This is a genomic window from Bartonella bovis 91-4 (assembly GCF_000384965.1).
In the GTDB taxonomy this organism is placed as follows: Bacteria; Pseudomonadota; Alphaproteobacteria; order Rhizobiales; family Rhizobiaceae; genus Bartonella; species Bartonella bovis.
This window is the reverse complement of record NZ_CM001844.1, coordinates 461,842-474,135: the sequence shown is the minus strand read 5'-3', so window position 1 is coordinate 474,135 and position 12,294 is coordinate 461,842. Positions and strand designations below refer to the sequence as shown.

8 protein-coding genes and 1 tRNA gene are annotated in these 12,294 nt (G+C 34.7%); 3 read left to right on the top strand and 6 right to left on the bottom strand.

Annotated features, from left to right (window positions below; all coding sequences use genetic code 11):
- Positions 1–52: 52 nt before the first annotated feature.
- The 5 genes from BBBE_RS02045 to BBBE_RS02020 form a co-directional block, all read right to left on the bottom strand.
- A complete protein-coding gene (locus BBBE_RS02045; RefSeq protein ID WP_010700955.1) occupies positions 53–655 on the bottom strand; it encodes a superoxide dismutase in 603 nt (200 codons plus the stop codon).
- Between the two features lie 956 nt (positions 656–1,611).
- Positions 1,612–1,686 (bottom strand) — tRNA-Gln (locus BBBE_RS02040).
- 1,441 nt (positions 1,687–3,127) lie between these two features.
- Entirely contained in the window at positions 3,128–5,794 is a 2,667-nt protein-coding gene (gene ppdK / locus BBBE_RS02030) for a pyruvate, phosphate dikinase (protein WP_010700954.1), read from the bottom strand.
- A 192-nt stretch (positions 5,795–5,986) separates the two neighbouring features.
- The gene (locus tag BBBE_RS02025) at positions 5,987–6,631 is read right to left on the bottom strand and encodes a DsbA family protein (protein WP_010700953.1); all 645 of its coding nucleotides are present in this window, start codon (positions 6,629–6,631) and stop codon (positions 5,987–5,989) included.
- 90 nt (positions 6,632–6,721) lie between these two features.
- Positions 6,722–7,222 carry a DUF721 domain-containing protein gene (locus tag BBBE_RS02020; RefSeq protein ID WP_010700952.1) on the bottom strand — a complete coding sequence of 167 codons (501 nt, stop codon included), beginning with the start codon at positions 7,220–7,222 and terminating at the stop codon, positions 6,722–6,724.
- Between the two features lie 73 nt (positions 7,223–7,295).
- Between BBBE_RS02020 and mutY the strand changes: the two genes are divergently transcribed.
- Positions 7,296–8,354 (top strand): A/G-specific adenine glycosylase, encoded by a 1,059-nt coding sequence (gene mutY / locus BBBE_RS02015; protein WP_022708632.1) that lies wholly within the window; start codon positions 7,296–7,298, stop codon positions 8,352–8,354.
- 82 nt (positions 8,355–8,436) lie between these two features.
- On the opposite strand, the gene BBBE_RS02010 is transcribed toward mutY, so the two are convergent.
- Positions 8,437–9,573, bottom strand: a complete 1,137-nt coding sequence (locus BBBE_RS02010; protein WP_010700950.1) for a site-specific DNA-methyltransferase — start codon at positions 9,571–9,573, stop codon at positions 8,437–8,439.
- 308 nt (positions 9,574–9,881) lie between these two features.
- Between BBBE_RS02010 and BBBE_RS02005 the strand changes: the two genes are divergently transcribed.
- On the top strand, positions 9,882–10,574 hold the full coding sequence (locus BBBE_RS02005) for an HAD family hydrolase (protein WP_010700949.1): 693 nt from the start codon (positions 9,882–9,884) through the stop codon (positions 10,572–10,574).
- A gap of 301 nt (positions 10,575–10,875) precedes the next feature.
- Positions 10,876–12,273 carry a threonine synthase gene (thrC, locus tag BBBE_RS02000; RefSeq protein WP_010700948.1) on the top strand — a complete coding sequence of 466 codons (1,398 nt, stop codon included), beginning with the start codon at positions 10,876–10,878 and terminating at the stop codon, positions 12,271–12,273.
- The last annotated feature ends 21 nt before the right edge of the window (positions 12,274–12,294 follow it).

The window sequence follows — 12,294 nt, the reverse complement described above, 5'->3', positions numbered from 1 at the left end:
ATTAAATAAACTATGAAGCCTTTTATTTAGGATAAATAGCTCTATAAACTGCTTAAACCCCGCAATTTTCATACATCTCTAAAACATAATCCCAATTAATTAAATGATCCACGAAAGCCTCAAGATATTTTACACGTGCATTACGATAATCAATGTAATAGGAATGCTCCCACACATCAACACCTAAAATAGGTTGAGCATCATGAATCAGAGGGTTTTCACCATTGGGTGTTTTCATAATCTCAAGTTTGCCATCTTTAACAGCTACCCATGCCCAGCCAGAACCAAATTGAGTACTACCAGCTGCGATAAAATCTGTACGGAATTTCTCATAGCCACCAAGATCAGACTCAATAGCCTTTGCTAATTTTCCAGGCAACTTCTGCCCACCACCATCTTTTTTCATCCAATTCCAAAAATGATGATGATTATAAGATTGAGCTGCATTATTAAATAAACCAGGATTTTTGCCAAAACTTTCCTTAATAATACTTTCAAGGCTCTTATTTTCTAAACCTAAATCTTTTACCAAATTATTTGTATTAGTAAGGTAAGTAAAATGATGCTTATCATGATGGTATTCAAGCGTCTCACGTGACATATAAGGCAAAAGGGCGTCATAATTATAAGACAATTCAGCTAATTCAAAAGCCATTTTAAAAATCTCCTCGATTCTAATATTAAGCTCTCTCCCAAAATCTACTTTTGCATTTACAGCACTTAAAAGCAAATGTTATTGAATATTTATTTACAGTCAACTTAGCCTTAATAGCCACTTTGATAAATCAACTAAAAACTGATGAGAAACTGAAATATTATAATGATACCAAAAAGAAAAATATATCAAATCAATTTATAGAAATTTTTTCTCCTACTAAGTCATCAAAAAAGATAAAGGTCATAAATTAAAAAATTTCTTTATCCTCTTTATTTAGTAAAAATAATCTAAGTTTAAATACATTTAAAAAATATCATAATATATTGTACTTAATGAAAATATTATAAAATGTATATATAAAGTTAAAATTTGTATTTTATGCCATCAATAAAATTGAACAAGCCCATAAATGCATCAAACTATAGTTATTCTCTACATAAATCGTTAGAATTTAACATAAGCTGCTTTTACATTCCACTGACTCACAATTGCACTATCTTCACCTAAAATTTCTAAAGTGCGGACAGATGCAAAATAATAGACGAATAATCAGCCTTTATTTAAGGAATGTAAAATAAACGTTCACAATGCTATACATTATAGTGCTGTCAAAAAACACATCTCAACTCAATATCCTACAGTAAGTTACACCTATATTCTAACAGAAACTATAATGCAAACCAGAAATATAGACATAAACTACTAATGTAATTTCAATGCTTCACAATTCAAATCTCATTATCGCGTTTTGCAAATCACTTTAAAATCATGAAAAAAATAAGTGATTTGAAATGTTACTATCACTACCAGTAAAGAAAATCTTAAGACAATTATAAACACCCTGCCCTAGGAATAAGATTATAAAAGGTAATACAACACCACATCATCAGCTTATTTAAAAAGCCATTACTCATCTCAATACAAATTCATTAAGAATAAGTCTTTTTAATATTTGGCTGGGGTACCTGGATTCGAACCAGGGAGTGCCGGTACCAAAAACCGGTGCCTTACCGCTTGGCTATACCCCAAAAGAGAAAACTATTACACTGTGCTCGCGCCTTATACCGATTCTTGTAATTGTACGCAATATCTGAAAGCTAAAGCTTTCATTTTTCCTCTCATAAAAGCTTTCTATCATTACAATAACACAGCTCAATACACCACAAACATTAAAAGAACTACAAAAAATATAAACGCTTACTCTTTTGATCAGATAATTTTAGTTCACATTATCGCCATTATAGTTTTTTAGCATAAAATGTTGTCATTTCACAGTATAAAACTCATAACACTTTTCCATTATTTGTAAATACGAATACCTAAAACTATATTGATCCCTAAATATTAATTATCATTGATTTCAATATTTAAAATTAACGTTTAGTATATTTTTCTATGTAATTGATAATTTTTCAACAAACTACATTTTATCACATATTTTCTCATGATTATTTGATATTTATAAACCATTTTGAAAAAATAAACGTACCCATTGGTTCTAAAAATCTTATTTACCCATATGCTCCCCTAATAACTATGAAATAAATTCTAAAAATAACAATATCTCATAGAATAATACTTAGCGATACAGTAAATTATATAAACCTTTTGTGTGCAAAAATAGTACTTTTTTTAGCTATTCTATTATAGATATTATCACAGCTGGGTTTAGAAAATTCAATAAAAATTATATATTATCACTTAAATACGCTTCTCACACGTAATAATACATTATAATATAAATGATTGCTTTTCACAAATCATCTTTCCTTCTAAGGAATTGAAAAATAATAAAAATATGTCCAACAAACTTCAATGATAAAAATCTTTAAAATATATGGTATAAAAAATTGGAATTTTGTTTATTAATTTGAATCCATTGTGGATGGGAGAATAACAAAACAAATAAAAACTAAATGAGTGGCATTAATAAATAATAGTTAATCAATAAATAACATCTCTTAGAGCTTTTATTTCACCATAAATGCTATAATAGTCACAAATTGTAAGGCATTTAGTTTACAAAAAAGAGAAATAAAAATTCTCTTTCACTTTTGTATCCTGCAAAAAAATTCCAATCACGTGACACAAGAAAACACTTATCTATATAGTACTCTACACAACATTCATTTTGATAGTGGTTAGTAATTTATAGAAGCAATAATTAACGCATTTTTTTATCTTTGTTATTCACCTTTTTTACAGATAAAGAAATATCACTATCAGCATTTAATAAAAATCTCTAACCCAATACCTTATATTATGCATCATAAATTACGATAGTGTACATATAACATTTTGTTGTACCTTAATTTTCTCATGAAATACATCAAAAACAATACAATCTTCCGTATATATAACTCAAACAAAGCACCTTAAGAAATTCTCTTTTTTACCTTTAGTAACATATTAAAATATTATCCCAATATACTAAAGGCCATTAAAGTAAAGAATGATATCTTTAGATTTTTATGCTTTCTGAGCAATTGCTGCTTGTGCCGCAGCTAAACGTGCAATTGGCACCCGAAAAGGTGAACACGAAACATAATCTAAATTATTTTCCTCACACAAAGCAATAGAATCAGGATCTCCTCCATGTTCACCACAAATACCTAATTTAATTTTTGCACGCTGAGAACGCCCACGTTGCGCAGCAATAGCGATAAGCTCCCCTACTCCATTACGGTCAATTGATACAAAAGGATCTTGTTCCAAAATTCTTTTTTGAAAATAAGTTGTTAAAAAAGGAGCTGCATCATCGCGTGAAATACCAAAAGTAGTTTGTGTCAGATCGTTTGTTCCAAATGAAAAAAATTCTGCAATTTCTGCAATTTCACCTGCACGAAGAGCCGCTCTTGGTAGCTCAATCATAGTCCCAACTATATATTGAATATCCTTTCCCTTTTCCCTCATTACTGTACTAGCTACATCATCAATACAGGTTTTTACAAAATCCAATTCAGATTTAAGCGCAACAAGCGGTATCATAATTTCAAGCATAACAGGAGATCCGGATTTTTGAGCTGCATCTGCGGCCGCTTCAAAAATTGCTCGTGCCTGCATTTCAGCAATTTCAGGGTAAGTAATGATCAAACGACATCCCCGTAAACCAAGCATAGGATTAAATTCATGTAGTTGCTGTGCCCGTTCGGAAATAATTTCAGCAGGAATTCCCATAGCCATTGCAACATCAAGAATTTCTGCATCCGTTTTAGGTAAAAACTCATGTAAAGGAGGATCCAAAAAACGGATAGTAACAGGCAAACCAGACATAATTTCAAACAATTCCGTAAAATCTGACCGTTGCATTGGCAAAAGCTTATCCAATGCTTTACGGCGTCCATCTTGATCACTGCTTAAAATCATTTCACGCATAGCAACAATACGTTCACCCGCAAAAAACATATGCTCGGTGCGACAAAGACCAATACCTTCAGCTCCAAAAGAACGCCCCATACGTGCATCAGATGGTGTTTCAGCATTGACGCGAACTTTCATACGCCGTATTTTATCAACCCATTCCATTAATTGAGCAAAGTCTCCACAAAGCTCAGGCTGCAACATTGCAACCTTTCCTTTTAGTATCTCTCCACTTGCACCATCAATTGTAATAATATCTCCTTTTTGAAAAATCTTTCCTGAAACAATCATTGTGTTTGTGGTATAATCAATTCGCACACTACTTGCACCAGAAATACAGGGCTTTCCCATACCACGTGCTACAACAGCAGCATGACTTGTCATGCCACCACGTGTTGTTAAAATTCCTTCTGCAGCATGCATACCATGAATGTCGTCTGGACTTGTCTCTACGCGCACCAAAATAACCTTACGGCCTTCTTTTGATGCCGCCTCTGCCTCTTCTGAAGTAAAAACAATTTCACCAGTTGCTGCACCTGGAGAAGCAGGCAAACCACGTGCTATAACAAAACGGGTCGCCTTGGGATCAAGTGTCGGGTGTAAAAGTTGATCAAGCGATTTTGGTTCAATTCGCATCACCGCTTCTTCACGACTGATCAGCCCCTCCTCAACCATTTCTACTGCCATTTTTAGGGCTGCACGTGCTGTTCGCTTTCCTGAGCGGGTTTGCAAAATCCATAATTTACCTTTTTCAATTGTAAATTCAAGATCTTGCATATCACGATAATGCTTTTCAAGTTTCTGTGCAATTTGACAAAACTTCAAAAAAGCTTCCGGCATAATTTTCTCTAGAGATGGCTTATTCGAACCAGCAGAAATCCGCGCAACCTCAGTGATATTTTGTGGAGTACGAATGCCTGCTACAACATCCTCACCTTGTGCATTAATTAAAAACTCACCATAAAGCTCTTTTTCTCCTGTCGATGGATTGCGTGTAAACGCGACACCTGTTGCAGAATCTTCACCCATATTTCCAAACACCATGGCCTGCACATTAACCGCTGTTCCCCAATCTTCAGGAATATTGTGCAAACGGCGATAAGTAATTGCACGAGTAGTCATCCAACTTGAAAAAACAGCACCAATTGCACCCCACAGTTGCTCTTCAGGATCTTGTGGAAAAGGCTCGCTTAATTTTTCTTCAACATACGCTTTGTAAGAAATAATAACATTTTTCCAATCAACGGCTGTCATTTCTGTATCGACATCATAACCGTTAGATACTTTCACCTCATCAAGAATCTCTTCAAAGCACGAATGATCCAAACCTAAAACAACATTGGAATACATCTGGATAAAACGGCGATAACTGTCATAAGCAAAGCGTTCATTATTAGTCTGCAAAGCGATTGCTTTCACAGTCTCATCATTCATACCAAGATTAAGAATTGTATCCATCATTCCTGGCATAGAAGCTCGAGCCCCAGAACGAACAGAAAGTAAAAGTGGTTTATCTTTACTACCAAATTTGCGGTTTGTTTGCTCACCAACACGTTTGAGCGCCTGCCTGACAACTCTTTGTAACTCCTCTGGATATGCCTTGTTATGCGTATAATAAAAGTTACAAACCTCTGTCGTAATAGTGAATCCGGGAGGAACAGGTAAACCAAGCTTGCTCATTTCTGCTAAATTAGCCCCTTTACCGCCAAGGAGATTACGCTCATTTGCGCTTCCTTCTGCGTTACCATCACCAAAACTATAAACCCATTTTGTCACTGTACAAGTTCTCCCATTATCAGCATTAAAGTATCATTTGACTCAAGCTAACTATCCAAAGGAATCATTTAACCCCAAATTAGCTTAACCAAACAAAACGTTGTTTCATAAACGCACAAAAGTAACCCTTTATAAAAAGAAGGAGAACAGCCATAATTATCAACTGCTTATTTTCTTAATAGAATGTGGTTTTCAAAGAAAACTATCAATGATTGAGAAAAAATCTTCCTCTGACATTAAACCTTCATACTTATTACCATTAATGAAAAAGGTAGGCGTCGCTGTAACACCAAATTCTTTCCCATGCTCAAAAGATGCATTCACTTCATCTAAAACAGACTGATCTTTTAAGCAAGCTTCAAAGCTCTCATCTGTAAAACCAGCTAGTGAGCTAATTTTCTTTAATGGTGTTAAAGAATCTTCTACCCAAACCCACTCACTCTGTTTTTGAAACAAAACTTCTATCAAAGAGAAATAGCGATCTTCCGGCGCACACCGTGCCAACATAAAGCCTGCCGTTGCCCGAGGATCAAAAGCAAACTCTCGAAAAATAAGCTTTACTTTGCCCGTTTTGATATATTTTTTCCGAATTTTGGGAAGTACATTATTATAAAAATCAGCACAATGACCACAGGTAATTGAAGCATATTCAACAATAGTCACTGGTGCATTAATATCACCTTCAACTCTATCCTTACTCCGCTGAAGAAGCTTAACCATATCAACAGTTGCAACTGGTTTAACTTTACTAGCTAAGGCTGCAGTTGTATTAATCTGCGCAGTTATAGCCGAGACTAAAATCACCATGTAAAATAAAGAAGAACGATAATTTATCATAAAAAACTTTTCTGTTATTATTAGATACGTAGAAATTTAGTACTTTTATATATTAAAGATAATAGTAAAAATATACAAAAATGTTTTGATTTATTTATTATTTTTTTCTGCAAAAATGCAACATCCAAGTTCATAAAGCGATTGACGGAGATTTTCATCTTCAACACACTCAAGCATTTTTTTCACGTGTTGTTTATTTTTTTCATTCACAGTTAGCTGTATTCTTAATTGCTCAGTAAGAGTTGATACTTGCTTTTGTTCTATCTTAATACGGTTAATAGCAACATACCCAAAGAAACCATTAATTCGCTGAATCAATTCAGTTGTTTCATGGATCAATTTCAACGCAGTAAATCCTTCACATGCTATGACAAGTGTTGCTGGTTTAAAAATTTCATCTTGATTTGCACGACGTTTCCAAATAATTTTGAGTGGTGTTGTAGCTTTAGCAATATCGTATCCCACAATCTGTGACCAGTGTTCTATAAGCGCCATATTAAGTCCTGTGCGTCTGCGTAAAATCGGATCAAGCATACTGGACACTGTTTTAGAAAGAGAATAAAAATGGTGCTTTTGAGATGTCTTACTCATTTCATTCCAGATCATTATTAAATTATAATAATTTTTCTTTGTATTTTATATCTTCCTATGATTGAAGACAATGATGCATGAAATTTCTTCACGCCTTCTTTCTTGGTACGATCAAAACCATCGGCATTTGCCATGGCGTATTACCCCCAAAGAACAAATGGAAGGTATTCGCCCTGATCCTTATAAAGTTTGGCTATCTGAAATTATGCTTCAACAAACAACTGTTGAAACCGTTAAACCTTATTTTAAAAAATTTCTAAAGCTCTGGCCTAATCTCTTTTCCCTATCACAAGCATCACAAGATGATATTATGAAAGCGTGGGCTGGCCTTGGCTATTATTCGCGCGCACGCAACCTTAAGAATTGTGCTCATCAACTCGTTAAAAGCTATAAAGGTGAATTTCCAAAGTCTGTGAAAACATTACGTACCTTACCCGGTATTGGAGACTATACTGCAGCAGCTATTGCTGCAATTGCTTTTGGACACCCCGTGGCTGTTGTTGATGGTAATGTTGAACGCATTATAACTCGTTTATTCGCTATTACTTCAGTATTACCTAAAGCAAAATCTGAAATAAAAGAAAAAACTCAAAAAATTACTGATTTAAACCGTCCTGGTGACTTTGCTCAAGCCATGATGGATTTAGGTGCAACAATTTGCACACCGCGTAGACCATCTTGTTTACTGTGTCCTCTTCAAAATCTGTGCAAAGCAAAGAAGATGAATACAACAGAAGCCTTTCCAGTTAAAGCCCCTAAAAAAGCACGACCCTTTAAAACTGGCGTGGCCTTTGTAGTGCTCAATAAAAACAAGCAAATTTACTTAGAAAAACAACAGAGTAATCGACTACTTAATGGAATGGCCCAAATACCCAATTATATTGGAACAAACGGTATAAATGAGCTCCAAAATGCACCTTTTCCTGCCAATTGGCAATTTAAAGGACAAGTTACACATATTTTTACCCATTTTTCTCTGAGACTTGATGTCTATTGTGTTGACAATATTAGCAAAACGAAACTGAAAAATGGCTGGTGGTGTGACGTCCATCATCTTTCCAAAGAAGCACTTCCTACTGTTATGAAAAAAGCTATTTCTGTAGCAATCCCCAATTCTTTTAAACTAAAATAGCTCTGCTTGCATGAAAGCTTTAGTATCTAATTTTAGTGTTAATTTATTTAGAATTGAAAAACAAATAAATGTAATTTATTGCTTACATAATGCCAGTTTTTAACATTTGTGAACGAATTATCATTCTTAAATCATCAATTGATTTCAACTGACCATCTTCTTCATAATACCAAAATGTCCAGCCATTACAACTTTGCGAATCTTGAGCTTTTCTTCCCATCATATGAATAGAGCCAGCTTCACCACCACACATAATAGTACCATCAGCTTTTATAACAGCAGATACTCGTTTTTTCCGGTCATAAAGAATCATTCCAGGATGTAATAAACCTGCTTCAAGTAAATTAATAAACGCCACACGTGGTTCTACTTTCTTATTTTCTAAAACCGTTAATTCCAATTCAGCTAGGGGCTTAACCATAGCAATCCTCTCACGCGCTGCATCAATATAGCTTTGCTCGCGTTCGATACCTACAAAATTACGCCCTAAAAGTTTGGCAACAGCTCCTGTTGTTCCCGAACCAAAAAACGGATCAAGAATAATATCTCCTGGCTTGCTAGAAGCCATAATAATACGTGCTAATAATGTTTGCGGCTTTTGTGTTGGATGTAATTTGCATCCTATTTCATCTTTTAAACGCTCAGCACCTGTACAGAGAGGAAAAAGCCAATCTGAACGCATCTGTACATCTTCATTGGCAGCCTTTAACGCCTTATAATTAAATGTATATTTCTTATCTTTTTGATCACGTACAGCCCAAATAAGAGTCTCATGGGCATTTTGAAAGCGGCGCCCACGAAAATTAGGCATAGGATTGCTTTTGCGCCAAATGATATCATTGAGCAACCAAAAACCTAAATCCTGTAATGCTGTGCCAACCCGGAAAATATTATGATAAGAACCTATAACCCAAAGTGTCCCATTAGGTTTTAATACGCGACGGCAAGCTAATAACCATGCACGCGTAAAAGCATCATAAGCAGTAAAACTTTCAAATTGATCCCATGCATCATTAACCGCATCAACGCGTGAATGATCTGGGCGATATAATGCATTTTTTAACTGTAAATTATAAGGTGGATCTGCAAAAATCATATCAACCGAATGTTTAGGAAGCTTTTCCAGCATTGCAATACAATCACCCTTGAGGATTTTATTGCACCACTGTGTCTGTAAAGATGTACAAACCAGATCTTTTTGAAACTGAACAACTGTCATAAAATATTCAACAATACAAACTGAGATTACCCTATAATCAAAATGATTTACGAATTTGATATTACGCCTTATATTTACAAAATAGAGTAAAAGGATCGTTAAACTATTCAAAACTAATTGCCTTTTTTTTGAAAACCAAGCAAAATAATTTCACATCTATTAACCTTTATTTTCCTTTTTTCAGTGTGTAGTTTAGATATCTCTTACCTTATTAACTTAAGGGTATATCCTTCAAAATATACTTTTATAAAAGGGACCTCTTTTATCGTTTTGTTACAAGCTCTTAAGCCATAAATAAGGAACATCTTATGCCTCAAATAGACCTTGTTATTTTTGATTGTGATGGAGTTTTGGTAGATTCTGAATATCTAGCAGCAGAAATTGGTGCACAATTACTAACAGAAACAGGATATGAAATATCACCCGAAGAATTAAGTGAACGCTACGCAGGACTTATTTTTCGTGATATTCTTCAAAAAGTCGAACAGGAAACAAAAAAACCAATTTCTGCTCGCCTTATAGAGCAAATGTCAAACCTTTTTCGTGCACAAATAACAACCAAATTACGTGCCATTGATGGTATAAGAAAAGCAATAGAAACTATTAAACTTCAATACCCCTATTGTATCTGCTCTAATGCAATGAGTGCAGATATAAAACAGATGCTTATCACCGTTAATCTTTATGATCTTTTTGAAAATAAAATATTTTCTGCACTCGAAGTTGGAACTCAAAAACCAAAACCTGCACCCGATATTTTTCTTTTTGCTGCACAAAAATTATGCGTACAACCAAAAAATGTTATTGTTATAGAAGATTCTATTCATGGTGTACATGCAGCAAAAGCAGCGGGGATGCGCGTTATTGGTTTTACAGGAGGATCGCACAGTTATCTTAACCACTCTAATGCTCTTACAGATTCTGGAGCTGAAACAGTGATTACTAAACATGCACATTTACCGAAAGTTTTAGAAGCAATGGCAATATGGCAAGATTTATAATAATAAAGATATCTTCACGAAAAAGTATCGTGATTTTCCCAGTTTTAAAGCAACAAGATAAAGTGTACAAATCACAACAAAGCTAACGCTTAACAAAAAATATAAATAGATATTTTATTATAAATTAGCGTATTCTTTAATATTCAATATTTTATATTAATCCCTGAAATTTTTAGTATAATTTTCTCGTTTTGTACAAAAATGAACAAACACACTTCCATTCATTTGATAATTTAAATACTATTAAAAAGTAAAATATAAAAATTATCTACTTGCCAAGAATAAATGAAAGCAAAGACTTATGAAATATATCAGTACAAGAGGTGAGGCTCCTGCTTTAAACTTTACTGACACAATTATGACCGGTCTAGCTAGTGATGGCGGTCTTTATCTTCCAGAAAAATTCCCTCAATTTTCACCTGATGCATTACGAGCGCTGCGTGGTCAATCTTATGCTACAATTGCTAAAACTATTCTTTGGCCTTTTGTAGACAATGAGATTGAACGCATAACTTTTGAAAATATAATTACTGAATCTTACGCTGTCTTCCGTCATCCAGCAGTCTGCCCATTACGGCAAACCGGCCCCAATGAGTTTATTCTCGAACTTTTCCACGGTCCGACTTTAGCATTTAAAGACGTTGCAATGCAATTTCTTTCTAGACTTATGGATTACATTCTGACTAAAAAAAATAAACGTGCAACAATTATTGGTGCTACATCAGGTGATACAGGTGGTGCTGCAATCCAAGCCTTCGCGGAAAGACAACACTCAGATATTTTTATTTTATTTCCTAAAGGGCACATATCATCAGTTCAGCAACGGCAAATAACCACTAACCACAGTGCTAATGTTCATGCTATAGCTATTCAAGGCAATTTTGACAACTGCCAAGCACTCGTTAAAGCAATGTTTAATGATCATAATTTTCGTCAAAAAACAGCGCTCTCAGGAATCAACTCTATAAACTGGGCGCGTATCATGGCGCAAATCGTTTATTATTTCTCATCCGCACTTTCTCTTGGTGCGCCCGATAGATCTGTTTCATTTACTGTTCCCACCGGAAACTTCGGTGATATCTTTGCAGGTTATGTTGCTGCCCGTATGGGGTTACCTATTGCACAACTAATCATTGCAACAAATGACAACGATATTCTCACACGTACATTAACTAGTGGTGTTTACGAAATACGTCCTACAATACATACCACATCTCCTTCGATGGACATTCAAGTCTCTTCTAACTTTGAACGCTTATTATTTGAAAGTTGCAATCGTGATCCAGTATGGATTTGTAATGCAATGGAAAATCTGAACCAATCAGGCCGGTTTAACCTCGATAAAAAACAGCTTAAAAATATTCGCGCTTTGTTTTCTGCCGGAAAAAGTAGTGTAACTGAAACGGCACAAATAATTAACAATATATATAAAGAAAGTGGTCATCTAGTTGATCCACACACAGCAGTTGCACTTAAAGTAGCCCGAGAACAAAAGCAATCACCTATTCCAATGATCGTCCTTGCTACTGCTCACCCTGCTAAATTTCCTGATGCTATCCAAAGCGCTTGCGGTATTAATGCACCATGGCCATCTTGTATAAATGATTTAATGCAGCACGAAGAGCACTTTACAACTCTTGCTAATGATGAAAAAATAGTAAAAGATTATATCTCTTTAAAATCGCGCACATCGCATTAGATGTTAACTGCGTCTATCCAA

Excerpts from the sequence above, each read along its gene's own strand:
- BBBE_RS02045 (WP_010700955.1), bottom strand. The coding sequence starts at position 655 with ATGGCTTTTGAATTAGCTGAATTGTCTTATAATTATGACGCCCTTTTG.
- BBBE_RS02025 (WP_010700953.1), bottom strand. The coding sequence starts at position 6,631 with ATGATAAATTATCGTTCTTCTTTATTTTACATGGTGATTTTAGTCTCG.
- BBBE_RS02020 (WP_010700952.1), bottom strand. The coding sequence starts at position 7,222 with ATGAGTAAGACATCTCAAAAGCACCATTTTTATTCTCTTTCTAAAACA.
- mutY (WP_022708632.1), top strand. The coding sequence starts at position 7,296 with ATGCATGAAATTTCTTCACGCCTTCTTTCTTGGTACGATCAAAACCAT.
- BBBE_RS02010 (WP_010700950.1), bottom strand. The coding sequence starts at position 9,573 with ATGACAGTTGTTCAGTTTCAAAAAGATCTGGTTTGTACATCTTTACAG.
- BBBE_RS02005 (WP_010700949.1), top strand. The coding sequence starts at position 9,882 with ATGCCTCAAATAGACCTTGTTATTTTTGATTGTGATGGAGTTTTGGTA.
- thrC (WP_010700948.1), top strand. The coding sequence starts at position 10,876 with ATGAAATATATCAGTACAAGAGGTGAGGCTCCTGCTTTAAACTTTACT.